Genomic DNA, 14,839 nt, shown 5'->3' on the forward strand with positions numbered 1-14,839 from the left:
ATTAACGCAAACCCGCACGTGCTGCGGCCCGGTCGATCGCCGCAATCGTGGCATCCGGGTCGGCATGGTGCGGCATATGCCCCACACCGTCCAGCATCACCAGATTGGCAGAGGGAACCTCGGCTGCGAAGACATTGGCGTGAATGTCTGCCGGAACGATGGTGTCAGCGGTGCCGTGAATCACCTCGATTGGCATTTTCAGCGTGTCATACTGCTTTTGCATTTCAACGACGAAGGGGCGCAATCCATTCACCTGCTGGGCATTTGCCCGGGCCGAGAAGCGGCGCACACTTAGGTCAGCACCCACATGTGTGTTGTATCCCGCAGGTGGGGATTGGGGGGCAAATATGATGTCAATGCTGCGTTCCAGATAGCTTTGCGGCAAAAAGGCCGTTGCCGGTGGGACCAGCAAGGCACCGCCCGCCGTTGAACTCAACACGTTGTAAAACCATCCAAGGCCGCCGGGCCAAGGTTCTGCCACCGCCCCAACCAGAACGACAGCCGGTGTGTCCTCGGGGTGCTGCAAAGCCCAGGCAAGAGCCACCGCACCCCCATAGGAATGTCCCAGAACGATCGGGGCATCGGCGCCCAGTTGGGCTGCTGCTTTTTGGAGCAATGCGGCCTGTTCTTGAGGTGACTCGAACGTCGTGTTCCAGGCGCCTGATTTGCCAGGCAACCGATCCGTATGCCCCATGCCGGGTCTGTCAAAGGCAATGACGCGATAGCGATCTTCAAGCCTTGGCACCAGGTCAAATGTAAAGTCCCTCAAGTTGCCGCTGGCCCCGTGCAAGAGAACAATATCCGGACCGGATCCGGACACGTGGGCATGTACATTGACACCATCGACTTCGATCATTTGACCCAGAGGCGGATGCGCATCATTTGCCGCCCGCTCGCGCGCCGCTGCACGCCATGCGACGACGACCACGAAAACCGTAATGCTCAGCAAGAATATCAAAGTCTTAACGCCCAATTTCAGCGAGCTCGAAGGGTGTTGACTGATAAATTTCATTGATCCAGTTTCCGTAGAGCAGATGCGCATGGCTACGCCAACGGTTGGTTGGCACATGGGCGGGATCATCGTCCGGATAATAATTGCATGGCACGTTTATCGGCGTACCGGCGGCAACGTCGCGGTCGTACTCCTGCTTCAGGGTTTCACTGTCATACTCAAAGTGATTGAACACATAGAGGGCGCGATGGGCAGGGTCTTCGATAAGGCATGGGCCAACCTCATCACTGCCCAGAAGCGTGTTGAGACCGGGAGCAGCGTCCACTTCTGCCTGCTTCATTTCCGTCCAGCGCGACACGGGCATCACGCAGTCGTCTGAGAAACCACGCAGATAGGGTGAAGCAGGCGCAAGATTCTGGTGCCTGAAGCAGCCAAAGGCCTTGGCATCAAGTAGGTGCTTCTTCACCCCGTGGAAATGATTGATCATCGCCATGCCGCCCCAGCAAACGCCAAAGGTGGAGTGAACATTCGTTTGAGTCCAGTCCATTACACGACGCAGCTCATCCCAATAGGTCACCTCGTCAAATTCCATGTGTTCGATTGGGGCGCCAGTGATAATCAGACCATCAAACTTTTCCTCCCAGATCTGGCTGACGGGCCGATAAAAACTTTTCATATGTTCGGCAGCGGTATTGCGCGTGCGGTGATCTGACATGCGCAACAGTGAAAGTTCGATCTGCAGTGGCGTTGCGCCGATCAGTCTTGCGAACTGGTTTTCGGTTTGGATTTTCTTGGGCATCAGGTTCAAGAGCGCAATCCGCAAGGGGCGAATGTCCTGCCGCGCCGCAAGGTCTTCGTCCACCACCATCACACCCTCGCGCTTGAGCACGTCATAGGCGGGCAGGGTTGCGGGGATCTTGATGGGCATGGGGTGGGTCCTGGCTGTTGAACGGCCTAGATAGATTGACTGCAACGCGGTGCCAAGGTCCGCCGGTTCACAGTCGCTTTAACCAGCGGGTAGGCAGGTTGCAATCAGATCGACGAAATCGTCCTGTGACGTCAGTTTCGACACCTGATCTGCAGTGACGGTGACGCCCCATTTCGCCATTGCTTTGTACCGGGGCTGGCGGTGATCTAGCGCGCGGGCGTAGGTCCAGCGGATAAACGTATCGGGATCAACTTCGCCTTCGGACATATTGTTTTCGTTCAGATATTCCTCCCACAAATTTTTGAGAAATGCGGGCTGATAGGCCATCGGCTTGGGCGATCTGTCGAAACGTTTGATAAGCTCCTCTTTGTGTGCCGCATCGCCTTTGATCCAGACCAGGAGACATTCATTCGAGAGGCTCGTTAACAAGGGGTCGTTTGGGTCGCCCGGATCAACCCATTCGCAGATCGACCCGCCGGTGTCGCAGATGAAATGATCATATCCATAAAGCCGCTTGGCCCGCGCGGCAAAGTGCGCCGTATCGTTCAGCGCCGCTACCTCTGCTTGCCGGAACGCTTCCTGGCGGGCGGCGTATTCCGCCATTGGCAATCCGGCCTTTTCCGGATCACCGGGCTTGCCAAGCCATGTTGCCACGGGGCTGAGGTTTTCGAAGGTGATATTGGAAGCCAGGTAAATGCTGTCCGTCATCAGGAGATCCCGAAGGAAAGGAACCTTCATCGCCTCGGCTTTGGCATTGTCCGTAATCCGTTCGCCCAGATAGCGGGTGCCGATGCGATAATCGATGGAGTAGTGAAACCAGTCGCCGGAGCCCCGCAGCAGGCCAGACAGATAGGTCTTGCCCAGACCGGACATCCCGAAAACAAGCACTTTGCGTCTCGGCGCATCGCGCCAGTCTTGAGCGGAGGAATAGAGCATGGGGTGGGTCCCGTCTTGTGTCGGGTCTTACCTAGCCCAGCCGCGATGCAGACGCCAGACACGCCCGTCAATGACCAGCATTCCAATCGCCAGCAGGGCAAAGCCAACATAGGCGGACGGCGTTAGTACTTCGCCCAGAATTATCGATCCCAGCAGAATGGCAATTGGCGCGACCATCAATGTCACAAGCATCAGGTTGCCGCTGCCTGCCATAGCAAGGACCCGATAATAAAGCAGATAGGCCAAAGCGGTCGCGCCGAGCGCAAAGTACATGATCGCGGCCAGTGTCTCTGGCGCAAGGTTAAGAGTGATCGGCCCCTCGGTGATCCAGGCGAGTGGAAGCATTATCAGCGTGGCGCCCGTTACCATCCCGGCTGCAGCAACCTGTGGTGGTTGATCACTTAGCATCTTTCGTGCCCAAACGCTTGCGATGGCGTATGAAATCGTTCCGCCAATCACGGCCAGTTGCGGCAGCGAACGGAGATCGAATGTGTACAGGTTTTCAATCCCGATGGCGGTTGCAACGCCCGCAAATCCCAAAGACACACCAATCGTCTTGCGGAGTGTGAGCTTTTCATCGGCGAAAAAGAGCGCGGCCATGAGCACGCCAAAAATCGCTGTTGACGCATTCAGGATGGAGGTAAGGCCGCTTTCAATATGTGTCTGACCCCAGGCCATCAGCCCAAAGGGGATCACGTTGTTGAGCAAACCCATCACCAAAAACGCCGCCCAAACCCGCGGCGCACGGGGGATCGGCAGTTTCATTGCGACGACGGCGATCCACAGCGCCACCGCAGCCCAGCCGACGCGATGTGCGACGACTGTCATCGGGCCGATTTCCCGCAGGGCAATGGCGATTGTCAGAAACGAGGCCCCCCAAATCAGGGCCAGCATTCCCATCTCCAACCAGGCACGTGTTGAGATTGTCTTTTGAACGTTCATTCGATTGCCATAGCAGTCATGCCCCAGGGGCGACGACCCGAATCCTGCGCATCAGGCAGCCGAGGTTTTGCGGTTTTCAGACCAGATATTGAGATAGTTGCCGCCGAAAATGATCAAGGCACCAACAAATACCCAGATATCCAGCGCTTCGTTGTACAGCACCATGCCGATAATCGCGATCACAGGCAGGCGCACAAAATCGATGGGGGCAACGATAGTTGCTGGCGCAAGGCTGAGCGCCTTTGCGATGCAGAAATGTGCAACCAGCCCACAGATCGCGATGACCAGCAAATAGGGGGACGCGGCAGCCGTTGGGAGACGGATATCACCATCGTATCCTGCACAAATCAGACCAAGGATCAGTTGAATGACGGTCAGGTAAAACATAATGCCTGTGATCGTCTGTCGGCTGGTCAGCTTTTTCGTCGTGATAAAGGTGAGTGCAAAGAATACCGCACACCCCGCGGCTGCGAGCATACCGATATTGACGCCCTCGACAGTGGGGCGCGCCACAATAAGGATCCCGACAAATCCCATCATCGCCGCAAGCGCCTTGACGCCGGTCAGACGTTCGCCAAGCAGCAGAGGTGACAGGATGATGACCCACAAGGGCGTGGTGAATTCAAAGGCGAACAACTGTGCGAGCGGAACCATGGTGAGTGCAAAGAACCACAGGTTCTGGCCGGTGAAATGCACGATGTTCCGCACGATCTGCAACCCAAACGCATCGCGGTTGATCTGGCCAATCGTTCCGACGCGCGCCGCCACCGCCAGCACGATGATCACGCCAAGAGCGCTGCGGTACATCATGATTTCGAAGGTGTCGTATTCGCCGCCCAATTGCCGACCGGAAATGGCCATCAGAGTGAACGAGCAAATCGCACCAATCATCCAGAGTGCGGCGCGGGTTGTTTCGCTCATGCGGGCTGCCTCACGCAATTGGCGCTGGCTGATCTGATCGTCACCATGAAGTTTATGCGCCTCTTACATCTCCCTGACTGATATCTTCCGATACCTGCTGGGTGTAAAGGGATGAAGGCACATGTGATCTATGGGTTTGTTCGCTGAATGATCCAGCGTCGGGAGTGGTTCAGAGGTGCTGTCGCTTGATGAAGAGGTACTTCTCTCCATCATCCTTCACGACGATCCGATCATGTAAGAACGCAACAAACATCTCTGAACATCCGGTTACGATACGGGCGCGCAGTTCCGCAAACACCACGTCAATCGCTTGTAGGGACGCGGCATCATGTGCCAGAAGATCCGTCTCACCGCCTTCGATATAGAGCTTTTTGAGACCGATATTGGCCACTGAAGGTTCAAGGATGATGAGTCGCGCTTCTGAAAAGAGATCGCGCAGGCCAGTGCGGATGTGCCAATGCACCCACCTGCATCGACGATCACGCCGTCATAGCTGTCGGGAAGGTAGCGGCGTAGGCTGTCAAATGCGCCACACAGAGTGCTGAGCGCAACGCCAATATCAGGCGTGCCTTTGCGCACAGTGATCGTCTTGCCGTCAATAGGAAGGGTCGGCGTGCTGCCGCGTGCAGCCTTGACATAGGAAAAGTAGGGGTGCGCTCTACCCGATCAACAGGCCGCAGGTGTCGGGGTTATGAGGATCAGGGCTGATCTCATCTAAAGCTGAACATCCTGTAGTTATCCACCCAAGTGTTGCGCGCAGGATGGACCCCTGGTTGACGCTTATTCCCATTCAATTGTGCCAGGGGGTTTGGAGGTGATATCATAGGTCACACGGTTGATGCCCGGTACCTCGTTGATGATCCGCGTGGCCGTTTCGCCCAGGAATTCATGGCTAAACGGATAGTAATCCGCGGTCATGCCATCGACAGACGTGACCGCCCTGAGGGCACAGGCAAAGTCGTAGGTGCGCCCATCGCCCATCACCCCCACGGTGCGCACCGGCAGGATCGCGCAGAACGCCTGCCAGATTTCGTCGTACAATCCATGCTTGCGAATTTGATCGATGTAGACAGCATCAGCTTCACGCAGAATGTCCAGCTTCTCACGGGTGATTTCGCCGGGGCACCGAATGGCCAGACCAGGGCCCGGGAATGGATGGCGACCAATGAAATGGCTGGGCAGTCCCAGTTCACGACCCAAGGCCCGCACTTCGTCCTTGAAGAGCTCACGCAGCGGTTCAACCAGTTTGAGACCCATCTTTTCAGGCAGGCCGCCAACGTTGTGATGGCTTTTGATGGTGACGGACGGACCGCCAGAGAAGGAAACGGATTCGATCACATCGGGGTAAAGCGTTCCCTGAGCGAGAAATGCCGCGCCCTCAATTTCATTCGCATATTTCTGAAACACGTCGATGAATAGTCGGCCGATGATCTTGCGCTTGGTTTCTGGATCGGACTGACCGTCCAATTCCCCCAGAAACAGCTCTGCTTCGTCGGCATGGATCACATGCAGGTTCATGTTGTCCCTGAACATTCCCACGACCTCTTCGGCTTCGTTCTTGCGCAGAAGGCCGTGATCGACAAAGACGCACGTAAGTTGATCGCCCACCGCCTCGTGGATCAGCGCCGCCGCGACAGAGGAATCTACACCGCCAGACAGGCCGCAGATCACCTTGGCGTCGCCCACTTGAGCGCGAATGGCCGCGACTGCCTCTTCGCGATAGGCGCTCATGGTCCAATCGCCCGAAAAGCCCGCAAGTCGGACAAAATTCTCATACAGGCGCGCGCCATTGGGCGTGTGGTGGACCTCCGGGTGGAACTGAACCGCGTAGAAATGGCGCGCGGGGTCGGCGGTAATCGCATAGGGCGCATTGGGTGAGGTGCCGTACACCTCGAATCCCGGGGCGATGCGGCTGACATGATCGCCGTGGCTCATCCAGACCTGTTCTTTGCCGTTCTCGAACCATCCCTCAAGCAGGTTCAGATCGCCCGATGGTTCAACGAAAGCACGACCGAACTCTGCTGTGCCACCGCCGCCGGTGATCTTGCCGCCCATGACTTTGCCGCCCAACTCTTCCATCATGACCTGTTGCCCATAACAGATCCCCAAGATCGGAACGCCCATGCTAAAAACGCCGGCGGGTGGTCGGGGGGAGCCTTGCCGGGTCACCGAATCCGGTCCGCCGGAAAAGATCACCGCCTTTGGGGCGAATTCCCTGAGGAAAGCGTCATCCACCAAATTGTAGGGATGGATTTCGCAGTAGACATTCAGTTCACGCAATCGACGCGCGATCAGTTGGGTCACCTGGCTGCCGAAATCAATGATAAGGAGGCGGTCGTGCTGGATCTGTGTCATGGCGCCTGATTATGCGCGCACCGTGCGCGTGGCAAGGGCGGACTGGGGCCAGCCCCAGACCCCGGGAATATTTTAGCCAGAGAAAGACCTCATGGTGACCTGCAGAGCCCAATGTCGCTTTTTTCCCTGTTGGGGCGTAATAGGCGCGGGGCCGCTGCGAGTGATGGGATAGCAGAAGGGCAGTAAACGTCGGGAAGGGGATTCTCATGGCAGAAACACGGCGCAGGGCACGCGGTGGTGGTGGCGCAGCACGGCGGGCGGAACGCTCTGCTGTTTCCTTCGATACAGTCAAGTACATCGAACGCAACATTCCCAATTTTGAAGTGCTGAATGAAGAAGCGCTGGCGATCATCGAGACCAATGCCGATACGGTGCTGGAGGAGATTGGTGTCAATTTCATCAACAATCCTGCGGCGCTCAAGCGGTGGAAGGATGCTGGTGCTGACATCGATGGCGAACGGGTCCGGATCCCGCGTGGGTTGGCGCGCAAACTTTGTGCCACTGCTCCCTCAGAATTCACGCAACATGCGCGTAACCCCGAACGCAATGTCGTTATGGGTGGGCGCAATCTGGTTCTGGCGCCCGTCTATGGCCCGCCCTTTGTGCGGGACGCGGAAGGCGGACGGCGCTATGCCACCATGGATGACTTCAACAAGTTCGTGAAGCTTGGCTATATGTCAAAGTGGTTGCACCATTCGGGTGGAACGGTGTGCGAACCCACTGATATCGCGGTGAACAAACGGCATCTCGATATGCTTCATGCGCATATGACGCTTAGCGACAAACCTTTTATGGGGTCCGTGACCGAACCAAGTCGCGCGCAAGATTCGGTGGATATGTGTGGTATCCTTTTTGGTAAGGATTTCGTGCAGCAAAACACCGTCATGACCTCGCTGATCAACATCAACTCGCCGATGACCTTTGACGACGTGATGATGGGTGCGCTTGAGGTCTATGCGCAGAACAATCAGGCCGCGATCATTTCTCCCTTCATTGTCGGCGGCGCGATGGCGCCGGTGTCAGTCGCAGGGACATTGACGCAGGTTCTGGCCGAAACCCTCGCCGGCATTGCCTATTCCCAGCTCATTCGCCCAGGGGCCCCGGTGATCTTGGGCGCTTTTGTGACCTCGATCGACATGAATTCGGGCGCACCTACTTTCGGCACCCCGGAGGCGGCGCATATCACGTATGGTGTGGGACAACTGGCCCGGCGTCTGAACCTGCCTTATCGTTCTGCCGGGTCATTCTGCGGGTCAAAGTTGCCCGATGCGCAGGCGGCGTATGAGACGGCCAATAGCCTGAACATGGGCTTGTTGGCGGGCGTCAACTTCATGCTGCATTCCTGCGGTTGGCTTGAGGGGGGGCTGGTCAGCTCTTTCGAAAAGTTTGTGATGGATGCGGATCAACTTGGCGCGCTCCATCATTTGGCCAAGGGCATCAGCGTGGACGAAAACGCGCAAGCCCTTGACGCGATCCGTGAAGTGGGGCCGGGAGGCCATTACCTGGGGTGCGCGCATACGCAAGCCAATTTCAAGGCGGCTTTCTGGAAGTCAGATCTTCTTGATTACAAGCCGTTTGAGACTTGGGCAGACGAAGGCGCGATGGACACCGAAGCGCTTGCCGCACGTCGGGTCCAGAAAATGCTGGCAGACTACCGCCAGCCCGAAATGGACATCGCGATTCGCGAAGCCCTCGATACATATGTCGCTGAAAAGAAAGCGGCGGAGCCTGACAGCTTCATGTAGAGCCCCGGTGCTGCGCGGCGCGTAGCACCCGCGCCTCGCCAACCAGTGCGATCAGCACGTCGAGATGACGGATCATGCTGTACCCGGCATCTGAAAGGGTGCGCTGTTCTTCCAGCGTTGCCTCAATCTCCATCAGGCGCATCAGGGCGGCACCGTGCCGCGGCAACACTCCGTAGCCCAACAACCGGGGAAGATGCGCGCCGCGCCGATATTGATCCGCGCCAATACGGGCGGCACGCATCATCAAGCGTGGGCGGTGAAGGTTTTGCAGCATCGTGATAACATCTTGCATGGTCATGACCTTGTGTCGGAAGCGGCCCAGAGCGGGCCTGATACGGCGACAAGATGACACAACCCACGCGGGTGTTGCGCGGACAGGCATTGGGCCGCACGGGGATTTCACCACTGTTTATCTTTTGGAAACAATGATTACCAAATCGAGGATTGTTAACGCTCAAGTAACAAAGACACCTTTAGGTTGTGCTTCGGGCTCGGCGGACAATTTTCACCAACGGCACGGGGAAGGCGCATGGCGATGACAATGGTGAACTTGGTACAGACCGGTAAAACTCTGCCCGATTGGGTGCCCGTGGGGGCGATCCATTATCTGGCTCACACAGAATTTGGGGAACCCATTCGGGCTTTGGCGCGCGCAGCGGGTTGCCACGCATCCACCATTCTACGGCAGGTGCGCAAATTCGAAACCCGGCGCGATGATCCGCTTGTGGATGCCGCATTGCGCCAGCTTGGTCCGGTCATGCAGATGCAGGCAGGACATACAGAAATTAATGGCGCCTCAGGCCCGGAAATGCCGATCACATGCACCAAAGACAGGTTGCCGGATGAGGACACACTTAACCGCGAAGCCATGCGCGTGTTGAGGCGGTTGTGTGAAACGGGTGCGGTTCTTGCCGTCGCCTCGGAAATGGAAAAAGCTGTTGTCGTGCGTGATAACAGCGAGGGCGGGACAACCCGCACGGCTGTCGTCGCCGCTTCGGTTGCGCAGGCCTTGGCGTTGAAGGAATGGATCGCTGCGGCCAACACGGGACGGATCGTGCGCTATCACATCACAGCGGCTGGGCGTGCCGCATTGATTGGGATGATGGATGATCCAGCATCCTGCGAAGCCGCAAACGACAGAGATAAGGATCTTGCGCCCTCGGTGGTCACCGAAGAGGGCATGCGCAACAGTTTGTCCGTCGAAGGCGCATCCCACAGTCGCCGCGTGCGTTATGCGCTGGCGGAAAGCCCACTGATTGCATTGTCCCGCAAAAAAGACGGTAAGGGAAAGCCGTTCCTGACAGAAGACCAGGTGCATGCTGGCGAGCGGTTGCGCGAGGATTTCGAATTGGCCCAAATGGACACGCACAAGCCATCCGATTTGGATCGTGACTTGGCGGGAAACAACCCGTCGCAGCGCCGCAGAGATGTCTCATCGGAGGCCCGGGCGCGTGTGGCTGCGGCACTGATGAAACTTGGGCCGGATCTGTCAGATGTGGCCTTGCGATGCTGCTGCTACCTTGAAGGATTGGAAACCGCAGAGCGTCGGCTGGGATGGTCGGCGCGATCCGGTAAGATCGTTCTGCGCATCGCATTGACCCGTCTGAGCCGCCATTACGAGTCGACCATAGGACCAGGCGGGCCGATGATCGGTTGAACGACGCCCGTCCATCCCTGAAAGGAACGGCCTGGCAGTCCTCCCCCGCCAGGTCGTTTCCTTTCGACTTGCGTGGTTCCGATTTCGTTTCCTATACCATCGCAAAGATGCGGGCAGGCCCGCCGGAACCACCGACATGATTGGGTGCGCCGACAACCAGCGTGGCACCTGCTGCGGGCACATCGGCTAGTCCGGCGATGTTTTCTATGCCGTAACGGCCAGCCGGCAGCCAAGCATAGTGCGTTGCGAAATCCGCCGACTGTCCGAAATCAAGCGACAGGGTGTCGACCGCAATCGCAGCCGCTGAGGTTTCCTCGAGCAACATTTGCGTCGCTTCAATATGGAACCCCGGAAAATGCATCCCGTTGTCTGCGCGTCCCACATAGCTGGCATCTGCTGTCTTGTCGGCCCATCCGGAATGCATCGCGACGCAGGCGCGGTCAGGAATATCCCCGTTCGTCGCGATCCAGGATCTTAGATCGTCGGGTGTAACCTGGGCGTCTGGGTTTTCTGCGGCTTTGGCCGCGATATCCACGACGCACAAAGGCACCACCAGATCAGTCACCGGTATTTCATCCACGGAATTCCCATCGGCTGAGAAATGCAATGGGGCGTCAATGTGCGTTGCGGTGTGTTCGTTGATCGACAGATCGAACAGGTTGAACCCTTCCTTGGCGAACGAGAATTTTTGCGTCATCGCAATTCCCGGTTCGCCAAAAAATGTTGGGAAGTCCGGGCTGAGCTTGTGGGACATATCTCTGATTGAGCCATGCCCGCCCGCCAGTGACGCAGGTGCACTCGCGATCGTGCCCAAAGTTGCAGCGGCGCCAACCGCAGCGCTTGTCCGGAAAAAGTCGCGTCGCGACAGCATCCGGTCTTTTACGGTGTTCATCACACAAATATCGCACATGGTAATTCTCCCTTCAGGTTGAAATGATTGGCTTCAACCTAAGTGGCAAACATCGGGAACGCCAACCCCTGACAAAGAAAGGGTCCGTTTTCCGCCTGTCTTTCTTGACAAGAGCGCGGCGTCGCGTGGGCCGCATGGCTGCTTTGCGTGCCCTGGTCTTTTGTTACGCGCGCAATGTGTTACATAGGGATGAGTTAATCCGAGGTCCCCATGCGCGATCTGAAAATCCCTGAACAACGCCACCCTGAGAAGGCTCGCAAACCCGATAATCCGCAGCCGAAAAAGCCAAGCTGGATCAGGGTCAAGGCACCCGGTGGTCAGGGCTATGCCGATACCGCGCGGATCATGCGCGATCACAAATTGACCACTGTCTGCGAAGAGGCGGGATGTCCCAATGTAGGCGAATGCTGGAGTCAGGGCCACGCCACCATGATGATCATGGGCGAAGTCTGTACCCGGGCCTGCACATTCTGCAATATTGCCACGGGCAAACCCCCCGAAGCACTGGATGTGTTCGAGCCCGGCCGGGTTGCCGATGCGGTGCAAAAACTGGGGCTGAACCATGTAGTCATCACATCGGTTGACCGCGACGACATTGAGGACGGCGGCGCAGATCACTTTGCGCAGACGATCCGCGCCATTCGCCACCGCAGCCCGGGGACGACGATCGAGATCCTGACGCCGGACTTTATCAGGTGTGGACCGGAAGCCCTTGAAATGGTTGTTAAAGCACGCCCTGACGTCTTCAATCACAATCTTGAAACGGTGCCCGGCCTCTATCCTGAAGTCCGCCCCGGCGCGCGGTATTTCCATTCCCTGCGACTGTTGCAACGCGTCAAGGAACTGGACCCTACGATGTTTACCAAATCGGGCATCATGGTGGGGCTTGGCGAAGATCGTCAGTCTGTGATTCAGGTGATGGAAGATATGCGCGCCGCAGATATCGATTTTCTGACCATCGGGCAATACTTGCAGCCAACGCCCAAACATCATGCTGTCGACCGGTTCGTGCACCCCGATGAATTCGCGGCATACGAAAAGGCGGCCTATGGGAAGGGATTCCTGATGGTATCCGCCACACCGCTCACGCGCTCATCTTACCATGCGGGGGACGACTTTGCGCGCCTGCGTGACGCCCGGTTGAAAAAACTTGGGGCGTAGACGGCTCTGATTGTGCTAGACTCTGCGCATTCAAGAGGTGCGGGTAGAGTAGATGGATTTGAAAATACTGTCCTGGAACGTGCGTCACTTCAAAGGTCCGCGTGAGAACTGGCGGAATCTGCCCAACTCTGAAAAAGACCGCGCGCAGGCTGAGCGTGTCGCCCGCGTGGCCAAGGTTATCATTGATCAAGATCCCGACATATTCGCAGTGCTGGAGGTGGTCGGCGACCAAGGACCCTATAAGCTGGCCGAGGCTTTGCCCGACTATTCTTTCTTGCTCACCGAAGGCGATCAGACGCAGGAAATCCTGGTGGGGTACAAGCATGGACTGCGGGTGTTCTTTACCCAGAAGGGTGAATTCAAGGAGAACAACATCCATCTGCGCCCTGCGCCTGTGCTGACAGTCAAGCTGCCGGGGGCAGAACCGCTGGCGGTCCTGTTTGGCCATTTCAAAAGCATGACGTCGCCTGATGGCTGGGGCCTGCGCGCATCAATGTTTGAAAAGGTCGGGGATCTTAAGCGCGCGCTTGATCGGCACGCAGGAACGCGCGGCGCAGCAACAGCGCGCTTTGTTGTGATGGGTGATCTCAACACCATGGGGATGCGTCTGACGGACGCGCGTGGCGACATTACTGCTGCCGACGAAATTGCCCGGATCGACAAACGTCTGGCCCGTCGCAATCTGCGCCGACTTTCCAAAAGTCATTCAGCAACCTATTCCGGCGGGTCGACGTCAAGCTATCAAGATGCCGATCTGGATCATGTCTATGTGGACAAGGGATTGATCGTGCAGCCCGAGGGCGGACATGAATGTGTTGTGGGCGGCTGGACCCGGGAAAGCACAACCGAGGGCAAGGATCGCTGGATCAAGAAGCTTTCAGATCACGCCCCTATCTGGCTGACGTTGACGGACCTTTAGGGGATGGCAGGCACGGCCTTGAGATAAGCAGCAATCGCGGCCCGGTCGGATTCGGGCAACGACGCCAGGTTGCTGACCACCTCGGCCATTTCCCCGCCGACACTGTCGTAGTCAGGCGTGAAACCTGACGTGAAGTATTCTACTAAATCAGCCTCAGACCATTCCAGCTTGCCCGGGGTGATATTCGGGATCCGGCCCTTGCCAGATGGATTGGGCGCTCCGGCAAGCCAGGCGCTTCGATCCAGCGCGCCCAAGGCATTACGTGATGTATGGCATTCCCCGCAATGGGCCAGCCCCTCGGCCAGGTAACGCCCCCGCATGACCTGCGCGTCATGATCCCCTGCCAGCACATATTCATCGGTGCCAAACAGCCATTTCCACCCGCCCAAAGTCCGCCGGATGTTGAACGGAAAGCCGACGTCATGTGCCTTGGAAGGTGTGGCATCTGCAGGCAGGGTCTGCATGTAGGCGAAAAGATCGACGACATCCTGCGGCGCCATGTGTGTGTAGGCGGTATAGGGAAATGCCGGATAATAGTGCTGACCCTCAGGAGAGACGCCAGTGATCAACGCCCGCGCAAATTGTTCAAGACGCCAGGTCCCAATGCCCGCATCGGGATCGGGCGATATGTTGGGCGCATAGAAGGTGCCAAAATCGCTGGCGAAGGGCAGGCCGCCTGCCAAAATGAGTTTCGCTTCATCCTCAGCCCCCGGTGCCGCGTGGCACGATACACAGCCCCCTGCGGCGAAAACCAACGCACCATTTTCGGCATCAGGCGTTAGCTCGGCGCCGAAAGTTTCAGGAAACGGGGCAGGGCGCGTCAAAACCCAAAAAACGCCTGCGCCGATCACGGCGCAGACAAGAAGAAATGTCAGAGCCTTTTTCAAGGATCAGTTCTTGGGCCCGCGATAGCTTTCGTGGCAATCCTTGCAGGACTTACCCAGTGCGCCCATGCGGCTGCCAACCTCTTCTGCGCTGCCTGCACCGACCATCGCGTCTGCAGCATTTTGCAGATCAAGGAACTTGGCTGCAAAGCCATCGCTATCCTGCCAGATTGATGCTTTTGCGCGGGATCCGTCGACAGCACCTTGTTCTGTGCCCTCAATCCAGAGTGTTGCCCGCTCCATCTTGGCCAGCTCGCGCATGTTTTTTGCCGCCGCATCAACCATTGCGCTGTCATACTCCATCTCGCCCTTGGCAATCCCACCAAGCACGCCGATATGATATCCGATCATCTGCATCTGCGCGTGACGCGCAGCGACGGCCTTGTTGCTGGAGCTTGCTGAATGGCTCGCGGCAAACGTGGCAGTTGCTGCCACGGCAATCGCGAGGCCGGCGCCAATAGATTTTTTGGTAAGTGAAGACATGAACTTTCCTCCCAGTTACGTCTCGACGCTAACACGTAGAATGAAA

The 14,839-nt window shown here is 57.3% G+C and carries 15 protein-coding genes; 4 read left to right on the plus strand and 11 right to left on the minus strand.

Annotated features, from left to right (window positions below):
• Window position 1: 1 nt before the first annotated feature.
• From H9Q16_RS04345 to guaA, 7 genes are all read right to left on the minus strand, one after another.
• Window positions 2-1,012: an alpha/beta fold hydrolase gene (locus H9Q16_RS04345; RefSeq protein ID WP_191074127.1), complete on the minus strand. Its 1,011-nt coding sequence runs from the start codon at window positions 1,010-1,012 to the stop codon at window positions 2-4.
• Entirely contained in the window at window positions 963-1,880 is a 918-nt protein-coding gene (gene metA, locus H9Q16_RS04350) for a homoserine O-acetyltransferase MetA (protein ID WP_191074128.1), read from the minus strand. The genes H9Q16_RS04345 and metA overlap by 50 nt, the downstream gene beginning before the upstream one ends.
• Window positions 1,881-1,958: 78 nt before the next feature.
• Window positions 1,959-2,816, minus strand: a complete 858-nt coding sequence (locus H9Q16_RS04355) for an ATPase (protein ID WP_191074129.1) — start codon at window positions 2,814-2,816, stop codon at window positions 1,959-1,961.
• Between the two features lie 27 nt (window positions 2,817-2,843).
• Window positions 2,844-3,758, minus strand: a complete 915-nt coding sequence (locus tag H9Q16_RS04360; protein WP_191074130.1) for a DMT family transporter — start codon at window positions 3,756-3,758, stop codon at window positions 2,844-2,846.
• Window positions 3,759-3,809: 51 nt separating this feature from the next.
• The gene (locus H9Q16_RS04365) at window positions 3,810-4,679 is read right to left on the minus strand and encodes a DMT family transporter (protein WP_191074131.1); all 870 of its coding nucleotides are present in this window, start codon (window positions 4,677-4,679) and stop codon (window positions 3,810-3,812) included.
• 169 nt (window positions 4,680-4,848) lie between these two features.
• On the minus strand, window positions 4,849-5,070 hold the full coding sequence (locus tag H9Q16_RS04370) for a hypothetical protein (RefSeq protein ID WP_191074132.1): 222 nt from the start codon (window positions 5,068-5,070) through the stop codon (window positions 4,849-4,851).
• 389 nt (window positions 5,071-5,459) lie between these two features.
• The gene (gene guaA / locus H9Q16_RS04375) at window positions 5,460-7,034 is read right to left on the minus strand and encodes a glutamine-hydrolyzing GMP synthase (RefSeq protein ID WP_191074133.1); all 1,575 of its coding nucleotides are present in this window, start codon (window positions 7,032-7,034) and stop codon (window positions 5,460-5,462) included.
• Between the two features lie 206 nt (window positions 7,035-7,240).
• On the opposite strand from guaA, the gene H9Q16_RS04380 reads away from it, so the two are divergent.
• Window positions 7,241-8,779 (plus strand): trimethylamine methyltransferase family protein, encoded by a 1,539-nt coding sequence (locus H9Q16_RS04380; protein ID WP_191074134.1) that lies wholly within the window; start codon window positions 7,241-7,243, stop codon window positions 8,777-8,779.
• On the opposite strand, the gene H9Q16_RS04385 is transcribed toward H9Q16_RS04380, so the two are convergent.
• Window positions 8,772-9,071, minus strand: coding sequence for a DUF6477 family protein (locus tag H9Q16_RS04385; RefSeq protein ID WP_191074135.1), 300 nt, complete (start codon window positions 9,069-9,071; stop codon window positions 8,772-8,774). The genes H9Q16_RS04380 and H9Q16_RS04385 overlap by 8 nt on opposite strands.
• A 243-nt stretch (window positions 9,072-9,314) precedes the next feature.
• Here H9Q16_RS04385 and H9Q16_RS04390 point away from each other — a divergent pair, with 243 nt between their 5' ends.
• On the plus strand, window positions 9,315-10,436 hold the full coding sequence (locus H9Q16_RS04390; RefSeq protein WP_246455464.1) for a DUF6456 domain-containing protein: 1,122 nt from the start codon (window positions 9,315-9,317) through the stop codon (window positions 10,434-10,436).
• Between the two features lie 91 nt (window positions 10,437-10,527).
• On the opposite strand, the gene H9Q16_RS04395 is transcribed toward H9Q16_RS04390, so the two are convergent.
• Complete coding sequence (locus H9Q16_RS04395; protein WP_191074136.1) at window positions 10,528-11,346, minus strand: cyclase family protein; 819 nt, start codon at window positions 11,344-11,346, stop codon at window positions 10,528-10,530.
• Between the two features lie 210 nt (window positions 11,347-11,556).
• Between H9Q16_RS04395 and lipA the strand changes: the two genes are divergently transcribed.
• Window positions 11,557-12,507 (plus strand): lipoyl synthase, encoded by a 951-nt coding sequence (gene lipA / locus H9Q16_RS04400; RefSeq protein ID WP_191074137.1) that lies wholly within the window; start codon window positions 11,557-11,559, stop codon window positions 12,505-12,507.
• A 52-nt stretch (window positions 12,508-12,559) separates the two neighbouring features.
• A complete protein-coding gene (locus H9Q16_RS04405; protein WP_191074138.1) occupies window positions 12,560-13,426 on the plus strand; it encodes an endonuclease/exonuclease/phosphatase family protein in 867 nt (288 codons plus the stop codon).
• Here the strand turns inward: H9Q16_RS04405 and H9Q16_RS04410 are convergent.
• Together H9Q16_RS04410 and H9Q16_RS04415 are read right to left on the minus strand one after the other, a co-directional pair.
• Complete coding sequence (locus tag H9Q16_RS04410) at window positions 13,423-14,313, minus strand: c-type cytochrome (protein WP_191074139.1); 891 nt, start codon at window positions 14,311-14,313, stop codon at window positions 13,423-13,425. The genes H9Q16_RS04405 and H9Q16_RS04410 overlap by 4 nt on opposite strands.
• A gap of 3 nt (window positions 14,314-14,316) precedes the next feature.
• Entirely contained in the window at window positions 14,317-14,793 is a 477-nt protein-coding gene (locus H9Q16_RS04415) for a c-type cytochrome (RefSeq protein ID WP_191074140.1), read from the minus strand.
• Window positions 14,794-14,839 lie beyond the last annotated feature (46 nt).

Origin of the sequence: Sulfitobacter aestuariivivens (assembly GCF_014763045.1) — a bacterium.
Taxonomy (GTDB): domain Bacteria; phylum Pseudomonadota; class Alphaproteobacteria; order Rhodobacterales; family Rhodobacteraceae; genus Sulfitobacter; species Sulfitobacter aestuariivivens.